Annotated in this window: 18 protein-coding genes; 8 read left to right on the top strand and 10 right to left on the bottom strand. The window is 58.4% G+C overall.

Annotation, left to right across the window (positions count from 1 at the left end; translation table 11 throughout):
- Window positions 1–12 precede the first annotated feature (12 nt).
- Window positions 13–423, bottom strand: coding sequence for a hypothetical protein (locus RBB77_RS04915; RefSeq protein ID WP_353065148.1), 411 nt, complete (start codon window positions 421–423; stop codon window positions 13–15).
- Between the two features lie 114 nt (window positions 424–537).
- Window positions 538–1,029, bottom strand: a complete 492-nt coding sequence (locus tag RBB77_RS04910) for a GatB/YqeY domain-containing protein (RefSeq protein ID WP_434557100.1) — start codon at window positions 1,027–1,029, stop codon at window positions 538–540.
- A gap of 135 nt (window positions 1,030–1,164) precedes the next feature.
- Between RBB77_RS04910 and RBB77_RS04905 the strand changes: the two genes are divergently transcribed.
- From RBB77_RS04905 to RBB77_RS04885, 5 genes are all read left to right on the top strand, one after another.
- Complete coding sequence (locus tag RBB77_RS04905; protein ID WP_353065146.1) at window positions 1,165–2,364, top strand: pyridoxal-phosphate-dependent aminotransferase family protein; 1,200 nt, start codon at window positions 1,165–1,167, stop codon at window positions 2,362–2,364.
- A gap of 306 nt (window positions 2,365–2,670) precedes the next feature.
- Window positions 2,671–3,048 carry a tautomerase family protein gene (locus RBB77_RS04900; RefSeq protein WP_353065144.1) on the top strand — a complete coding sequence of 126 codons (378 nt, stop codon included), beginning with the start codon at window positions 2,671–2,673 and terminating at the stop codon, window positions 3,046–3,048.
- A 129-nt stretch (window positions 3,049–3,177) separates the two neighbouring features.
- Window positions 3,178–4,026 (top strand): glutaminyl-peptide cyclotransferase, encoded by an 849-nt coding sequence (locus RBB77_RS04895; RefSeq protein ID WP_353065142.1) that lies wholly within the window; start codon window positions 3,178–3,180, stop codon window positions 4,024–4,026.
- Window positions 4,027–4,282: 256 nt separating this feature from the next.
- On the top strand, window positions 4,283–5,905 hold the full coding sequence (gene serA, locus RBB77_RS04890) for a phosphoglycerate dehydrogenase (RefSeq protein WP_353065140.1): 1,623 nt from the start codon (window positions 4,283–4,285) through the stop codon (window positions 5,903–5,905).
- Between the two features lie 84 nt (window positions 5,906–5,989).
- Window positions 5,990–6,391 (top strand): FmdB family zinc ribbon protein, encoded by a 402-nt coding sequence (locus RBB77_RS04885; RefSeq protein ID WP_353065138.1) that lies wholly within the window; start codon window positions 5,990–5,992, stop codon window positions 6,389–6,391.
- Between the two features lie 25 nt (window positions 6,392–6,416).
- Here RBB77_RS04885 and RBB77_RS04880 read toward each other — a convergent pair whose 3' ends face one another.
- Window positions 6,417–6,860, bottom strand: coding sequence for a hypothetical protein (locus tag RBB77_RS04880; protein ID WP_353065136.1), 444 nt, complete (start codon window positions 6,858–6,860; stop codon window positions 6,417–6,419).
- Window positions 6,861–7,184: 324 nt separating this feature from the next.
- Here RBB77_RS04880 and RBB77_RS04875 point away from each other — a divergent pair, with 324 nt between their 5' ends.
- Window positions 7,185–8,576: an APC family permease gene (locus tag RBB77_RS04875; RefSeq protein ID WP_353065134.1), complete on the top strand. Its 1,392-nt coding sequence runs from the start codon at window positions 7,185–7,187 to the stop codon at window positions 8,574–8,576.
- Window positions 8,577–8,587: 11 nt separating this feature from the next.
- Here the strand turns inward: RBB77_RS04875 and RBB77_RS04870 are convergent, their stop codons facing one another.
- From RBB77_RS04870 to gatB, 4 genes are all read right to left on the bottom strand, one after another.
- Window positions 8,588–9,043, bottom strand: coding sequence for a nucleoside deaminase (locus RBB77_RS04870; protein WP_353065132.1), 456 nt, complete (start codon window positions 9,041–9,043; stop codon window positions 8,588–8,590).
- Window positions 9,044–9,045: 2 nt separating this feature from the next.
- Window positions 9,046–9,354, bottom strand: coding sequence for a DUF6496 domain-containing protein (locus RBB77_RS04865; RefSeq protein ID WP_353065130.1), 309 nt, complete (start codon window positions 9,352–9,354; stop codon window positions 9,046–9,048).
- An 89-nt stretch (window positions 9,355–9,443) separates the two neighbouring features.
- Window positions 9,444–10,925, bottom strand: coding sequence for a hypothetical protein (locus RBB77_RS04860; protein WP_353065129.1), 1,482 nt, complete (start codon window positions 10,923–10,925; stop codon window positions 9,444–9,446).
- A 576-nt stretch (window positions 10,926–11,501) separates the two neighbouring features.
- The gene (gene gatB / locus RBB77_RS04855; protein WP_353065127.1) at window positions 11,502–13,004 is read right to left on the bottom strand and encodes an Asp-tRNA(Asn)/Glu-tRNA(Gln) amidotransferase subunit GatB; all 1,503 of its coding nucleotides are present in this window, start codon (window positions 13,002–13,004) and stop codon (window positions 11,502–11,504) included.
- 84 nt (window positions 13,005–13,088) lie between these two features.
- Here gatB and RBB77_RS04850 point away from each other — a divergent pair, with 84 nt between their 5' ends.
- On the top strand, window positions 13,089–14,162 hold the full coding sequence (locus RBB77_RS04850) for a metal-dependent hydrolase (RefSeq protein ID WP_353065125.1): 1,074 nt from the start codon (window positions 13,089–13,091) through the stop codon (window positions 14,160–14,162).
- An 11-nt stretch (window positions 14,163–14,173) separates the two neighbouring features.
- Here RBB77_RS04850 and RBB77_RS04845 read toward each other — a convergent pair whose 3' ends face one another.
- Both RBB77_RS04845 and RBB77_RS04840 read right to left on the bottom strand, forming a co-directional pair.
- On the bottom strand, window positions 14,174–14,821 hold the full coding sequence (locus RBB77_RS04845) for a YqaA family protein (protein WP_353065123.1): 648 nt from the start codon (window positions 14,819–14,821) through the stop codon (window positions 14,174–14,176).
- 23 nt (window positions 14,822–14,844) lie between these two features.
- Window positions 14,845–15,384 carry a MogA/MoaB family molybdenum cofactor biosynthesis protein gene (locus RBB77_RS04840; RefSeq protein WP_353065121.1) on the bottom strand — a complete coding sequence of 180 codons (540 nt, stop codon included), beginning with the start codon at window positions 15,382–15,384 and terminating at the stop codon, window positions 14,845–14,847.
- Window positions 15,385–15,564: 180 nt separating this feature from the next.
- On the opposite strand from RBB77_RS04840, the gene RBB77_RS04835 reads away from it, so the two are divergent.
- Entirely contained in the window at window positions 15,565–16,590 is a 1,026-nt protein-coding gene (locus tag RBB77_RS04835; RefSeq protein WP_353065119.1) for a cell envelope integrity protein TolA, read from the top strand.
- Window positions 16,591–16,618: 28 nt separating this feature from the next.
- Here the strand turns inward: RBB77_RS04835 and RBB77_RS04830 are convergent, their stop codons facing one another.
- The gene (locus RBB77_RS04830) at window positions 16,619–17,080 is read right to left on the bottom strand and encodes a MarR family winged helix-turn-helix transcriptional regulator (RefSeq protein WP_353065117.1); all 462 of its coding nucleotides are present in this window, start codon (window positions 17,078–17,080) and stop codon (window positions 16,619–16,621) included.
- Window positions 17,081–17,120 lie beyond the last annotated feature (40 nt).

Raw genomic sequence — 17,120 nt, 5'->3', positions numbered from 1 at the left:
GAACTCAACTCATCACAAATGATGAAACGTATGCCAATGCGAAGTCTCTTCCACCGCGACCAGCACCAGCGTCACCACCGATAACGCAAGCTGCACCCGCTCCGCCCTCAACTTTCTCGGCGTCAAGGGCCTCAACCGCCACTGCGCCGCTGGCCGTCTCCGCAGATGCCGCACATGCAGCAACACCGTCAGGTTCAACAGCGCTCCAACCACCGCCAGCGCAGTCATCGGCACCCGAATCCAGTCCGCATGCAGTCGATCCCACTGCTGGCCCGCGCTGACAACACTAGCCAGCGCACCCACCCCAATCAAAAGACGCAGCCCATCCAACGCAACAAAGAAACTGCAAACGCTCTGCAGCACCGCGAACAGCAGGCTCGACCACCCGATCACACCCTGAGCCTTCCCGAATTCACTCGGCATCACGCGCGACAAAGCTTCCTCAGATTCCCCAAGCTCTGCCGGAGCATCCACCATCGGAGCGGAACTCCTTACGAAAATTGATTCGGGCACCAACTCACCAGTCCAATCGAAAACCTAATCCTGCTTCGCCAACTCTGCCTTCACAATCTCGCTAACCAGCTTCCCATCCGCCCAAAGCCCGCTCGCCATAATCCGCTGCTTGGTCACGTTCATGATCGGCCCAATATCCTTCGGCCCTGGCCTCACTCCCCCGGCATCCTTCTGCAGATACTCAATCGCGCCATGCACAATCTGCCGAATCTCCGCCTCTTCGGCAGCCTTCGGCAGATAGCCTTCGATCATCCCGATCTCTGCCTGCTCCTTCTCCGCCAGCTCCGTTCGTCCACCCTTGGTAAACGACTCCACCGACTCCTTCCGCTGCTTGATCAGCGTCGTCAGAATCTGTTGCTCTTCCGCGTCCGTCAGATTCTCGCGCTTATCGATCTCTTTGTTCTTCAGCGAAGACTTCACCATCCGCAGCGTCGTCAGCCTGTGCTCATCCTTCGCCTTCATCGCCACCACAATATCCGCCTGAATCTTCTCGCCAATCGTCATCGCATCTCCCATCAAATCCCCATTATAAGTAAGCCGAGCAACGCGAGGCCAAGGCCGCCCGCATCACCGAAACAAGGTACACACGCCACGAAGTGGCCGCACTCCGCGCAGGAGGCCCGTCCGGCAGGACCCCGCTACAATAAACTCATGATCCGCAAAACGCGCCTCTTCACCCCTGGTCCGACCCCTCTCCTCCCCGCCGCCCAGTTCGCCATGGCTGCGGCCGATATCCACCACCGCACTCCCGAGTTCCGCGCGATGTATACCCGCGTCCTCTCCCAGCTCAAGGAGTTCGTCGGCACCAAAAACGACGTCATCATCCTCTCCAGCTCAGGTTCCGGAGCCATGGAAGCCGCAGTCTCCAACCTGACGTCACCGGGAGATCGTGTGCTGGTTCTGACAGCCGGCAAGTTCGGCGAGCGCTGGACCGGCATCACCAAAGCCTTCGGCTGCCACGTCGACGTCGTCAGCGCCCCCTACGGCAGCACCTTCTCCCTCGACGAAGTCAAAGCCAACCTCCACCTCGAAACCCGCGCCGTCTTCGTCCAGGCCACCGAGTCCTCCACCGGCGTCCGCCACGACATCGAAGCCATCGCCAAGCTCCTCAAATCCGAGAACTCCGAAGCTCTCCTCATCGTCGACGGCATCACCGGCCTCGGCACCTCGCACCTCGACATGGACGGCTGGGGCATCGACGTCCTCATCGGCGGCTCGCAAAAAGCCGTCATGATTCCCCCCGGCCTCAGCTACCTCGCCGTCAGCGCCCGCGCCTGGGACCGCATGGAGGCCACCTACAACCCGCGCTACTACTTCGACCTCCGCAAGGAGCGCAAGAACGCCGCCAAGGGCGAATCCGCCTACACGCCGCCCGTCGCGCTCATCGCCGCACTAGGCGCAGCGTTGAACTACATCGCCGCCCAGGCCGCCACCCCCGAAAAACCCGAGGGCGACCTAGCCGAAGGCCGCAAGAAGTTAGTCGACAACGCGATCACCTGCGCCGCCATGACCCGCGCCGCAGCCACCGCACTCGGCCTCAAACTCTTCGCGCCCGCAGGCTACGAAGCCGCCGCAGCCACCGCCATCGTAGCCCCCGAAGGCACCGACTCCGGCACCCTCGTCAAAGGCCTCAAATCGCAGTTTGCCGCCATCGTCACCGACGGTCAGGGCGAGATGAAGGGTCAGCTCTTCCGCATCGCCCACATCGGCTTCTTCGACTACATGGACACCATCGCCATCATCGGTGCCCTCGAACAAGTCATCCACAAAACCAAATTCCCCGCCCCCAATTTCACCTTCGGCAAAGGCCTGGTCGCCGCCCAAACCTTCTTCGCCGAACACGCCAAATAACACGCTGGATATGACCTACGGTCGACGATGTCCTCGCATTTACGGGGACATCGTCTCACATTTTCTCGACTAAATCGCACCTGCGTCAATCGCTAGGCGCAGCTCGTCACGCTTGGACAGATACTCGTCGGATTCATTTCCAACATTCGTCTTCCGGTAGGTCCTGTTGGTAAATCCATGTACCATGTCGTCAGCGACCTGCGCCGAGGCTGAGCTACCAGCGGGTACGGAGACTACCACTCGTCGCCAACCTCGAAAAGAAATCCAAACAACTTGCAAATCAGCTCTGCACCATAGGAGACGACCATGCCGTTTGCTCGTATCGACCTGCTCAAAGGGAAGACTTCCGAATATCGCGCCATTTTGGCCGACGTCGTGTACCGAGGGATTGTCGATGTCTTGAAGGCTCCGGATGGGGATCGCTTCGTGGTCGTCGGCGAGCATTCACCCGACAATCTAATCTACGATCCCCACTTTCTCGGTTGGGAGCGATCGCCTGACTTCATCTTGATCCAGGTGACCAGTACAGTCGGAAATAATAAAGAGTCGAAGCTGGCCTTCTACCGATACATAGCCGACGAACTGAAGAGCAAGCTATCTGTTCGCCCCGATGACATCATGATCAACATGGTTTTTGTCGACCGTTCAGATTGGTCGTTCGGCAACGGCGAACCGTGGACCTAGCCGGCAAGAGTCGACACAATTCGACAGCAAGTCGATAGGTCGCCGCAGCCATATAGATTGTTGTTCCTGAGAACTCGGCTTCACGATAGTGAGTTTCACTCAATCCCGCAAAGTGGATAGCAGACTCTGATGTCCCCCCAAAAACTATTCGCGACAAAGGTCATTCTTGCTTTAGCCCTACTCGTCGCCGACTGCGCAGCCGCCCCCGTCTACACCTACAAAATCGTCGCAAAGTATCCGCACTCCACCGACAGCTACACCGAAGGCTTCTTCTTCCTCAACGGCCTTTTCTACGAAGGCATCGGCCTGAACGGCCACTCCGGCATAGTGGTGACGCAGCCCGAAACCGGCACCCCCGTGCAGCGTTTCGATCTACCCTCAAAGTATTTCGGCGAAGGCATCATCGATTGGGGACCAAACCTCCTGCAATGGACCTGGCAATCCCACACCGGCTTCGTGCTTGATCGCTTCTCCCTCCGCATCGTGAGTCAGTTTCACTACAGCGGCGAAGGCTGGGGCATCACACGCACCGCAAAGGAACTCATCACCAGCGACGGCACCGCCACCCTCCGCTTCCGCAATCCCAACACCTTCGCCGAAACCCACCACATCGTCGTCAAAGAAGGCTCCAAAACCATCGACCAGCTAAACGAACTCGAGTACATCAAAGGCGAAATCTACGCCAACGTCTGGCACTCCGACCGCATCGCACGCATCTCGCCCACCGACGGTCACGTCATCGCCTGGATCGACCTCACAGGTCTCCTCCCCGCCAACCAGCGCGTCAACGAAGAGTCTGTCCTGAACGGCATCGCATACGACGCAAAGAAAGGTCGGCTCTTCGTCACCGGCAAGCAGTGGCCCGCGGTCTTCGAAATCAAGATCATGCCGAAATCAAATAGGTCTGCGCTTCGGCAAAAAATCTCTGTCAAGCCCCCAAATTCCCTAAAGCCATATCAAACAACAACTTCCCCGTGACACATGAGTTTCACTCAATCCCGTAAAATAGAATCAGCGTTGAAAAATTAGCGTTTCGCAAGCCAACGGCGAGGAGACCCGCCCTAACTCCTTTCATTGGACGAATTTAGCCGTAACCCATTTAGATAGACGAATTTAGCAGCCAACCTCTTCTCCATCTAAATGAAAACAAACAACTTGTGAGTGGGTATGGGGGAGGGGGGCACCCCCTTCAACGCCAGTCGCAGTGAACAGACACCGAACGCAGAGGTCAATTTTGAAGATCGTTCTCGCCGAAAAAGTCTCTCCCGCCACACTCGCAGTCTTCCAACAAGAACCGGGCTGGCAAATAGTCACCCCGGACCAGATCAAAAACGGCCTCGCCGCCGAGCTAGCCGACGCCGACGCCCTCGTCGTCCGCTCCGCCGTCCAGGCCGACGCCAAACTCCTCGAGTCCGCCCCCAAACTACGCGTCATCGGTCGCGCCGGCGTAGGCGTCGACAACATCGACACTGACGCCGCCACCCATCGCGGCATCGTCGTCATGAACACCCCCGGAGCCAACGCCGTCGCCGTAGCCGAGCTCACTCTCGGCCTCATGATCTCCCTCGCCCGCGCGATCCCCCGCGCCAACTCCACCATGCACGCCGGCAAATGGGACAAAAAATCCCTCCAGGGCCAAGAGCTACGCGGCAAGACCCTCGGCATCGTAGGCCTCGGCCGCATCGGCCTCGAAGTCGCCCGCCGCGCCGCCAGCTTCGGCATGAACATCATCGGCTACGATCCCTTCGTCGCCCCCGTCATCGCCCGCGAGAACAACGTCACCCTCGTCCCCATCGACGACATCTTCAAGGCCTCCGACTACCTCACTCTCCACGTCGGCCTCACCACCCAGACCGAAGGACTCATCAACGCCACCTCCATCAAGATCATGAAGAAGGGCATCCGCATCATCAACTGCGCCCGCGGCGAACTCATCGTCGAGCAAGCTCTCGCCGATGCGATCAAATCCGGCCACGTCGGCGGCGCCGCCCTCGATGTTTTCCATCAGGAACCGCTCAAAGAGTCGCCCTTCTACAACCTCGACAACGTCATCCTCTCTCCACACATCGCCGGAGCAACCGACGAAGCGCAGGAAGCCATCGGCATCCAACTAGCGATGCAGGTTCGCGACTACCTCAAGCTCGGTGTCGTCCAGAACGCGGTCAACCTCCCCTCGCTCTCCCACGAAGAGTACAAAGAGATCGCCCCCTACATCGAGATGGCAGAGCGCCTGGGTCTATTCCTCGCCCACGCCACACCCGGCAACCTTGAAAACATCCAGATCTCCTACACCGGCCGCATCGCCGCCGGCAAAACCGATCTCATCCGCAACGCCGCGATCGCGGGCATCTTCTCGGGAGCAGACGGCGGAAGCACCGCCAACCGCATCAACGCGGCGGCAATCGCAGCCGAGCGCGGCATCCGTATCCAAGAGGACAAAAAAGAGTTCACCCCAGGCGGCGCAGGTTCGGTCCTCAAGATCGTCCTCCACTCCTCCGATGGCGACGCCAGCGCCTCCGCCACCGTCCTCCACGGCAACTCACCCCGCCTGCTCAGCTACGACGGCATCGACATCGAAGCCCCGCTCCACGGCACCCTCGTCGCCATTCGCAACCACGACGTCCCCGGCGTCGTCGGCCGTATCGGCACCATCCTCGGCGAGCAATCGGTCAACATCGCCAACTTCGCTCTGGGCCGCGCTCACTCAACGCAAAGCCAGCGCGTACCCCACGGCCAGGCGCTCGCCGTCGTCCAGATCGATGTTCCCAAAGCAGCTTCCGCCACCGCAGCCGTGGACGCTCTGCGCAAAGTAGAAGCCATCGCGAGCGTTCGACTCATCGAACTCGGAAAACTTTAACGCTCCAACAAACGGACGAGGCCTGAAGGCGCATCTTCAAGCCTCGTCCCGCATCCCATTAAGTAAGAGACAGAGAAAGAAGCCATGCCGCTCTACGAATACGAATGCACCACCTGCCACAAACACACTGAAAAGATCCAGAAGTTCTCCGACCCCGAGATCACCGTCTGCCCACACTGCGGCGGCCACCTCGAGCGCGTCCTCTCCGCGCCTGCTATCAGCTTCAAAGGCGGCGGCTGGTACGCCGACGGCTACGGCAACGCCAAACCGAAGTCCTCCGGAGACAGCAACGGCTCAGGAGCAAGCACCGGCGACTCCAAGTCCGGGGACTCCAAGTCTGGCGATTCGAAGTCCGGCGACTCAAAGTCTGGTGCCTCAAAGCCGAGCGCGGACTCCAACTCCTCGGGCAGCAGCTCCCCGGCCTCCGCTCCGTCTACCCCAGCGGCAGCGCCCGCAGCAGCCTCCTCGTCGTCCGACAAAAAGTAGTCGCGCAGGCGCTCCGAGCTTCGGTCTATGGCAGTGGCTTCAGTTGAATCTCGCGAACCAGTTCGCTCGAAACCGTCTCCGTGCTCTCCGCCCGCATCTTGACCACCTCTGCTCTCTTTTCGGGCGAACCATAAACCTTGGCAATAATCGGTTCGGCCAGATCCCCGGACGTATCAAGCACGGCCATGTTCTTGAAATGGAGCACATACATCACGTCCCACTTATCCGGCCCCTCGAAGTTAACTGAAGCGAAAATCTGATAGCCCGTGATGATCCCTGCTGCTTTCTCGGCCTCAAAAACCTTTGGCGCATAAGCAAACGCTTCGTAAAACTCCTTCGTCTTCCCCGGCAATATTCGGAGCTTCACAGCCCGAGTGACTCCAACATTGCTGTAATACTGTTGAGCCAACCCGCTAAGCGGAGCAGCAGTAAGTACCAAAGCGACGAAACAACGTGCGAACGCCTTCATGGTCGTACCTCATCAATTTTCTTGTATTTGGAGCCGCGCGAAAGATTACACCACTTGTCAAACTCCCGAACACTTGAAATTCATCCACTTCCTGCGTTGAATTCGTCCTGAAATCCCATCATCTCTAGCAAATCAATCACTGCCATCAATTAGCCACTTCACCCTCTTCTTGAGACCTAAGAAGATACCGCTTCGCGCTTAGCCCATCTTCAGCTATTCTCTGTCTAAATCCCATTCATCGCTCCACTCAGCCGACAGCTTTGCCTCAGGCATTTAGCATCCGCATCTTCATCGCCGTTGCATCGCGAAAGAAGGGTTCAAGCAATGGAGCAAACAGTCGAAACCATCGCCGATTCCAAAGCTCCATCAGGCCTGCGCGTCAACATCCTCTCGCCAACAGAAACACTCGCTCAATCCATCTCCACGATTGCACCCACAACGACTCCGACGATGACGATCCCACTCGTCTTCGCCCTCGCAGGCAACGGAACTTGGCTCGCTTACCTTCTCGCGACCGTCGCCGTGCTGCTCATCGCCCTCTGCATCAGCCGGTTCGCCCGCTACTCCTCCTGCTCAGGAGCTCTCTACACCTACGCAACCTCAGGCCTTCCACCCTTCGTCAGCAGCATCGCCGGTTGGGCTCTCCTTCTCGCCTACATAGCCACAGGAGCAGCCGTCGCCGGAGGCTTCATCAACTATGCCAACGTTTTCCTCACTGCCCTCTTCGGCCGCACAGCTCCGACAACCATCCTTGGATTGCTCTGCGTCGCCGCAGCCACAGCCATCGCCTATCGCGACGTCCAGGTCTCCGCACGCCTCATGCTCTGGATCGAAGCCCTCTCCGTTCTCTCCATCGCCATCGTCCTCGCTCTCCTCCTCTGGCACAACGGCCTCCACGTCGACCGCCCGCAACTCCACCTCACCGGAGTCTCTCCCTCCGCCGTCCGCCTCGGAGTCGTCTTAGCCCTCTTCAGCTTCGTCGGCTTTGAGAGCGCCACAACGCTCGGCCACGAGGCCGTCAACCCACTCCGCACCATCCCCCGCGCTGTCATCCAATCCGCCATCTTCTGCGGCCTGTTCTTCATCCTCTGCGCTTACCTGGAATCGCTAGGCATGTCCGCAGCCCATCAGGATCTTGGCACCTCAACCGCGCCCCTCAGCGTCCTTGCAAACCTCGTCGGCGTGAGACCACTCGGCCCGCTCATCGACTTCGGTGCGCTCGTCAGCATGTTCGCCTGCACTCTCGCCTGCATCACCGCGGCCGCCCGCGTGCTGATGCGCATGGCCCACAACGGACTCGCCCACCACCGCCTCAGTACTGCTCACCAGAAGAAGGCCACCCCCAGCTCCGCCGTACTCCTCACCGGCCTCTTCACAGCGCTTCCGGTCGGCGCACTCGCCGCACACGGCATCTCAGGCATCGACATCTACGGCTGGATGGGTTCGCTCTCGGTTTACGGCTTTATGACCACCTACGGCCTCGCCGCAATTGCGCTCCCCATATACCTCGAGCGCAACCGTTCCCTCACCCCCGGCACCATCGCACTCTCCATCGCCGCCACCCTCGCCACCCTACTTGCGCTCGCAGGAACACTCTATCCCGTCCCCGCCCCTCCACTAAGCTGGCTCCCCTACTTCTACCTCGCCTACCTTCTCTGCGGAATCGCATGGTATTTCATCACCCGCAACCGCAACCCTCAACCCTTACCTAACTAGCCCGAGCGGACCTACTCCTCGCCGATATCTTCATTCCAGATCTCCGGCTTCTCCGCGATAAAACTCGTGAGTAGATCCGAACACTCCTGCGAATCCAGATCGATCACTTTCACTCCAAGCTCTTTCAGCCATTCCACCCCGCCGGCAAAGTTTCTGCTCTCCCCCACCACCAAAGTACTAATCCCAAACTGCCGAATCAATCCGCTGCAGTACCAGCACGGCGCCAGCGTCGTCACCATGATCTTGTCCTTGTAAGACCGCTGCCTTCCCGCCCGACGAAACGCATCCGTCTCTCCATGTACCGACGGATCGTCCTGCTGCACCCTTCGATTTCTTCCCGAAGCCAGCAGCGTCCCATCCCCATCAAACAACGCCGCACCGATCGGAACCCCACCCTCACTCCGGCCGGTGCGAGCCTCCTGCAACGCGACCTCAAGCATCGCCTGATACCTTGCAACCTCAGTCATTCCTATCCTTTCTTCGGGGGCGGCGGAACCTTCTTGCCAGCCCTCCGCGCTTCAGACAAACCAATTGCAATCGCCTGCTTCCGACTGGTCACCTTTTTACCACTGCGACCACTCTTCAAGGTACCCTTCTTCATCTTTCGCATCTCAGTCTCAACGTTCTTGCTCGCCGAAGGACTGTACTTCCGTGTCGAACTCTTGTTCGCTGCCGTCTTCTTCGCTGCCTTTTTCGCCGGAGCTTTCTTAGCCGATGCCTTTTTCGTCGCTGCCCTATTACTCGATGCCTTCTTAGCCACAATCTTTTTCGTTGCCATGGTTTTGCCTCCTCATGGTAAGAGGCGACAACACTGCACCAACGTTGCATCAACAGATCTCATCGAATCCGAAACATTCTTCCCTCAAATTATTGTCTACGTCTTCGTCTCCACAACACGATTCCCGCGAGCACTATCAGTGCCGTCACACCCACAAGCCGCAACGTCATCTTCCGTATCCAGGAAGACGTCCGCTCTAACGAACCTTCCTGCCACGCCGCATGCACCGCCTCAAGGTCCGCAGCTTGCCCAGGAATCGTAATCAAGTTAAAGTCTGTAACCGGCAACGATCCAAAGATCCTCGCTGGAGAAGGCGGCGCTCCACTCCGGTCCTTCGGGATCGCAAGCATCATCGCATTCGCTTCGGCATCACGAGGATCATCAAACAGCTCTGCATCCGCCGTATTCGGAAACAGCGTGTCATGTCCGGTCATCTTCTTCTCAATCGCAGCCACGCCATCCTGACAGACCCCGAGCGGATAGTACCCACCAAACGGAAGATCGGGCCGTGACAGATGCTGATGCACGTACATTATCAGCAACTTCCCAACCAGCCGCGTCACCTCAACCGCATCCGCATCGCGATACTCATGTGCATGACGCCCCAGCACCCACGCCTGATCCAGCGTGTCCATCGTTCGAAACTCCGCCTTGCCATCGATGCCGAAGTACCAGCTCACATCCGCATTCACCTTCGGTCCGCGAATCTCCCACTCATACTCCGCATGGCTCACCGGCACCAGCAGCGATCGCCTGGTCCCCGGAATCGCAATCTGCGAGTTCACAAAAAACGGCATCATCACATCCTGCCCTTTGAAATGAAAGTGACCGAAGTTCGCGAAATACCGCGAATCAAACACCGTCACGGTATGACCTGTCCGCATCAAAACCTGCATCAACGCCTGTGGAGTTGTCGCCGTCTCACCGCTGACCTCAGCAGTCACCGTCGCAGCACCATCCAACGCATTTAGCCCCAGACGATTCAACACATCCGCTAGCCGTTGGCTGTCAGCATGCATCGGGGCGAGTTTTGGATTCGCCACATCCCCACGCACCACGCCTGCACCTAACTCAGTCACCAGTGTCGCGTTCGAAAGCTCCGGCAGCGTCGACGGCTTATCAAGACTCACTGTTTCCGCCTTCTCAGGCGGGTAGGCCCCTAAATCGAGATACTCCGCAATCACACCCTTATCGACACCATTTCGCCAGGTCTCCGTCGGCGCACCCGAAGGCGTTCCCGGTGGCGTGTCTGGATGCTTCACTGCGCGCGAGATCACCCCGACCGTCGGATTGACCTCCTGCATCGTCCATCCCGGAAAACGATCGAGCCCCTGCCAATCCTTACCTAGAATCAGCTCACGCAGCTTCTTGATCAGCGCCGGCGTCATCAGCGCAGGCCCCTTCTTGCCCCCCTTATCCAACTGCGCCAGCAGCGCATCGGTGAATCCAGGCGTAGCCGACAACTCCCGCATCATCTGGGACAACAGCACAGTGTTCGCCGGCATCGGCCCCTCCGGCACAACATATGGAGCCTCGCTCCTGCACCCGATCAGAGCCAGAAAAACGCTCACAAGCACTCCACGACAGAGATTCCTGGAAGACGAGAGACGTACGCGCATCCGGCCATTAAACGCTAGCCGCGCCACCGCGCGCATTTTTCTTTTCAACGCAAAGCTTCAATTAGAACGCGGTGCCACTAGGCTCTGTCTGCCAACAGGCAAACTCATGATCCGCCTTACCTGACTCCCAATGATTGTTAATCTTGAACTCGCTTTTCGTTAGAAAGAGAGTACCTGCCCTAATCGAATATGTGTTTCGTCGCAGTAGATCGAAGTTTCGGGTGAACTGTGTGGCGTCGCGAGCTTCTTCTTCCGTACGAAAGAAATCGCTTTGTTCATATCCAATTGCAAATTCGATTATCGCCTGATACTCGTTCTGAGCACGATTAACGTCCTTCGTGTTAACAACAGTTATCCGCGATGGACGACGCCACACCAACTTCATGTGGATCGGGGCTGGTGAGAGCTTATAAATTTCGGGACACTGACCCAGCCGAAGCGACTCGGCAACGACAATTTTTTGCACCTCTGGATTAGTCTGTGCTATCGCGGTCAAAGATAGAAGTAGAACTCCTACCAACAAAAACTTCATAGCGGACCCAGCGCATCCAGCTTCTTCGTCACCAACTCATTCAGCAACGCCGGATTCGCCTGTCCCTTCGACAGCTTCATCACCTGCCCAACAAAGAACGCAGCCACGGTCTTCTTCCCGCCGCGATATTGCTCCACCTGCTTCGCATTCCCGGCGATCACCTCATCGATCATCGCCTCAATCGCGCTCGTATCCGAGATCTGCTGCGGCTTCTCCCGCTCATACACAACGGGAAAATCCTCGCCTTTCTCAAACGCCGAATCCAGCAACTGCTTCAGCATCTTGCTTGACAGCTCACCCGACTCCGCCAGATCAGCTGCCATCACAACGCCTTCCATCGATACCGGCGACCGATCCAACTCCAATCCCGCTGCACGCAGTCGCATCGTCAATTCACTCGTCAGCAGCGCCGCAACGCGGCGAGGACTCTGCGCCTTTTTCGCCGCCACCTCAAACCGGTCCGCAAACTCCCGCGTCGCCGTCAGGGTAGCCGCATCCTGCGCAGAGATCTCATACTCGGCAATCATCCGCGCCCGCCGCGCCTCCGGCAGTTCAGGCAGCATCTTCAAAATCTCCGCCTGCCACTCCGCACCAACGATTAGCGGCGGCAGATCCGGTTCCGGGAAATACCGGTAGTCATGCGCCTGCTCCTTACTCCGCATCGAGTAGGTTCGCCCCTCAGCGTTATTCCAGAGCCGCGACTCCTGCACCACCCGCCCACCGTCCTCCAACACGCCAATCTGTCGTTCGATCTCGTACTCCACTGCCGCGCGAATGTAACGGAAGCTGTTGACGTTCTTCACCTCAGCCTTCGTCCCAAACTCTTTCGCACCTTTCAGCATCACGCTCACATTCGCATCACAGCGCAGCGAGCCCTCTTCCATATTGCAATCGCTCACGCCGGTATAGAGCAGAATCTCCTTCAGCTTTGTCAGGTACTCGAACACCTCATCCGCCGTGCGCAGATCAGGCTCACTCACAATCTCCACCAGTGGCGTCCCGCAACGATTCAAGTCGATATAAGTCTTCGACACCGAATCTGCGAACCCATCATGAATACTCTTCCCCGCATCCTCTTCCATGTGAAGCCGAGTCACGCCAATCCGCTTCGTCACCGCTGCGCCCGCAGCGTCAAACGCAGGCACCTCAATCCATCCATGCTCCGCGATCGGTTTATCGAACTGCGAGATCTGATACCCCTTCGGCGAATCAGGATAAAAATAGTTCTTACGTGAAAAAATACTCGTCTCGCGAATCTCGCAATTGATCGCCTTCGCCGCCAGCACGGCAAACTCCACCGCCCTGCGATTCAAAACCGGCAGTGCGCCCGGCAACCCTAAACAAGTCGGACAAATATGCGTATTCGGCTCGCCACCATACTTATTCACGCAGCCGCAAAAAGCCTTCGACGCCGTCAAAAGCTGAACATGAACCTCCAACCCAATCACAGGCTGGTACTTGGCAAGAATCTCAGGCGTAATCTGCGTCAAAGTAGGCATTTTCACCTTTGATTCTAACAAGCGCCAGCAACTCTCGCTGCCCATGTCTTCTACGGCCACCGACAAGCTAACATCACAGCAGACATGGAACCCATCACTCACTTCATGACCGGCGCCGTACTCGCCCGCTCAGGCTTCAACCGCAAAGCCGCCTACGCCACACTCGCGATGACCCTCGCCGCCGAAGCTCCCGACCTCGACACTCTATGGTCAATCCGCGGCCCCATCGCGTCCTTCCAGCATCATCGCGGCTGGACCCATACCTTCCTCGGCCTGCCGTTTGAAGCAGCAATGATCGTAGGTCTCGTGTGGCTCTTCCATCGTTGGCGTTTACGTGGCAAAGATCCCGAAACCAGTCAGCAACCCATCCATCCACGCAAGCAGACTGCTCCCATTCGTTGGGTTCTACTCTATTGCTTCTGCCTCATCGCTCTGCTCAGCCACATTCTGCTCGACTGGACCAACACCTACGGCGTCCGTCCCTTCTTCCCCTTCGACCCCCATTGGTATGCCGGCTCCATCGTATTCATCTTCGAACCCATCATCTTTCTCCTCCTGCTCACCGCCCTCATTGCCCCGTCCCTCTTCGGCCTTATCAATAGTGAAGTCGGTGTCCGCAAACCGGCATTTCGGGGACGTGGCTGGGCCATCTTCGCTCTCCTAGCCATCGTCGCCCTCTGGACACTTCGCTTCGTCGAACACGCCAAGGCCCTCCAACTCGCCCAAACCACCGACTACAACGCCGCCCCAGTCTCCCGCGTCTTCGCCAGCCCATTCCCCACTAATCCATTTCACTGGGAGACCATCGCGGAAACCCCGCAGTTTTACCAGCTCGCCTCGGTCGACACCCGCAACAACCTCGTCACCACCAGCACCCAGGCCGACGTCATCTACAAGCCCCCCACCACCCTCGCCACTCTGGTCGCCAAACGCAGCTGGCTCGGCGAAGCATACCTCGACTGGTCACAATATCCGATTGTCACCGACACCGGCACCAACGAAGAAGGCCTCACCACCGTCACCTTCCGCGACCTGCGCTTCTTCTACGACACGCCCTTCCTAACCGGCCGCGAAAAACCGCCACTCTCAGGCGCAGTCTTTCTCAACGACGATCGTCGCATCGTTCGTATGGAAATGGACAACCACGTCCAGCACTAGCTAACGCACCCCTAGTTCTCCTCGACTGGAAGACTGGTTCCCCTTCGCCGATCGAACACCTTCCGCAACACGTACACCAGCAACAGCACAATCAGGATTCCGCTGAACCCAAGCACATAGCTAAGGTGCTGGTGGATCATATGCGTAATCGTATGCAGAATCGCTGGCCCATACGTAATCGTGATCAAGGCCCAGATCAAAAACCGTATGAACTTACCGATGAAGATCGCGGAAAAAAACCAGAACACCTTCATCTCGAAGACGCCCGCGGCAAACTCAAACAGTTTCACCGGAGTCGGCGGTGGCATCATCGCCGGAATCATAATTGCGAGAAACTCCTGCTTCGCAAACCGGTCACGCATCTGCTCATACCGTTGCCGGTTGATCCGCTTCAGCAGAAACAGCTCTCCGCCCGCGCGCCCGAGATAATACGGCAACAAACTACCGACCGCCGAACCCAGCGCAGCCATAAAACAATAAAGCAGAAAACGCGGCTTATCATGCACCACGTAGTCGATCAGCAGTGCATCGATCGGCACCGGAATCGCCGCCGAATCGATCACCGCCAGCGCGCCGATACCCCACACGCCAAGCGGCTTCAGTGCCGCAAGCATTACGACATTCAATTTATGTAGCAGTGCAACGGGAGAGATCTTCACGGGGTCCTTCTCATTTTACCTGTCTATCTGTCTTCAGCCCTTCCATGTTGATCGCTCTCCGTGAACCCCCGATGAGCCGTGCGCCCTGCCAGCAGATCCAGCGCATGCGGCAGCACCGGCAGAATCGACGCCAGCGAACTCCTCGCCCCCGACGGACTTCCCGGCAGATTCACAATCAAAGCATCTCCCAGCGTCCCACATACGGCGCGGCTCAGGGCGGCAAGCGGCGTCTCCAGTAGCCCATCGGCCCTCATCCGCTCCGACAACCCCTCAACCAACCGCTCACACACCATCCGTGTAGCCTCCGGCGTCACATCCCGCTTCGCCAGCCCGGTACCTCCGGTCGTCACAACCAGGTCTACAACTTTAGCGTTACGTCTCAACGCCTCCGCGATCTGGTCGATCTCGTCCGGCAGTATCTCGCTCAACACCTGACCGATTCCTGCATCTTCCAGCAGCTCACAAACGGCAGGCCCCGAGAGATCTATCTGTTCCCCGCGAGAACAGCGGTCGCTGATCGTCAGCACAACGGCACGAACATCCGGCGCAAATCTTAGAGTCACCCTCCCAGTCTACGGTTTCACTCCCATCTCCGGAAATTCGTACCCACTCTTCTTTCCCAATACGAGCGTCAAAGGTGAGAAAATAGGAGGGACTATGCAAACCGGTGCAGCCCACCGGGGACCACGATCCGTTCCGCCCGCGAAACTTTCGCCTCCCGCAGCCGTCAGACCACATAGCCCATGCCCTCACTCGAGACTCCGCCCAAATCCGCACCTCCCGATCAGCCCCTCAAGGTGCGCACCGGCCGCTACGGCGAACTCGAAGAGCACGAGCTCATTCACCTGCTCGACTCACTCGACGACGAGCGCTCCAAAGCGCGCTTCCGCGAGTCCATCTACATCTCGGTCATCATCTACCTGGCCATCTTGTGGTTCCTCTTCTACGGCCCTCGCGTCCTCTTCCATCAGCCGCGCCTCATCAGTCCCGCGCAGGTACTCAAAGATCGCGAGCAGCAGCTAACCCGCCTCGATGATCCAACGAATCTTCCTAGAACCAGAGCTCCCAAGTCTCCCCCGCCGCGCCCAGTCGTCGACCAGAAGATGCTGAAGCAGCTCCAGGCTATGCGCAAAGCTGCTCCACCAACTCCGGCCGCCCCCCCTCCGCCAACTCCCACGCCCCCCTTGACGCAACCGGCGCCTCCACAACAGGCGACTCCGCTCCCTCCTGCCCCGCAACCCCAGCCGACCCAGCAGCCAGCCCAGCAGGCACTCGTCGAGGCACCGAAACCAGTCCCTACCCGCCCAAACTTCGGCAATCCTAACCAGACCGCCGGCGACGCCATCCGTCAGGCCGCCCAGGGCGCAGCCCGTGACCACGGAAGCGCTGGTGACTCCGGTGGACAAACGAGCGGACGAGGCGGCATGGGAACCGGCGCCGAGATCCTCTCCGACACCCAGGGCGTCGACTTCGGCCCGTATATTCGCCGCATCCTTCAAGACATCAAACGCAACTGGTACCCCCTCATCCCTGAAGAAGCCCGTCCACCCCTCAACAAGCAGGGCGAAACCCTCGTCCGCTTCACCATCCTCCCCGACGGCCGCATCGCCGCCATGAACCTCGACGGCAGCAGCCAGGACCAATCGATCGACAGAGCTTGTTGGGGCGCCATCACCGGCGAAGGCCAGTTTCCCCCGCTCCCGGCAAGCTTCCACGGCCCGAACCTCGAGCTCCGTATAGACTTCCTCACCAACAAGCCCCTACCATAACCAGCCTGTCGCAGAAGAACTGAACCTCTCACCTCAGGCGATCAACCTCACTCTGCTCCGCCATCGGTTCAACGTTTTTCAAAACCCGCAGCAGAAGCCGAGTCAAAGTCTCCACCTCTCGCTCGCTAAATCCTTCGAGCGCCAGCTTATTCCCCTCGCGCAAAACCTCCCGCGCGGCAGGAAGCTTCTTCACGGCAAGTGATGTCAGCGATACAAGGCTACTGCGTTTATCTTCAGGGTTCGCCGTCCGCCGAATCAGCCCATCCCGTTCCATCCGGCCCAGCAGTTGCGCCATCGTTGGCTGCTCAATGTGAGCCATCCTCGCCAACTCCGTCTGTGTCGAAGTCACCCCGTCTTTGAGCGCATATAACACCGGCATCTGCGCCGCCGCAAGCCCAATCCGTTGAAGCCGTTCGTCCGCCCATCGCAACGACAGCTTCGAAAGACGATTGATCAGATGTCCGGGCGTTCGAAAAAGATTTGCGTCCACACTTGTCTCCAAGTAGATAGTATCCTATGCTAATTACATA

Origin of the sequence: Tunturibacter psychrotolerans (genome assembly GCF_040359615.1) — a bacterium.
Classification (GTDB): Bacteria; Acidobacteriota; Terriglobia; order Terriglobales; family Acidobacteriaceae; genus Edaphobacter; species Edaphobacter psychrotolerans.
Note: the sequence above shows the minus strand (reverse complement) of the source record. Positions and strands in the feature narration are given on the sequence as shown.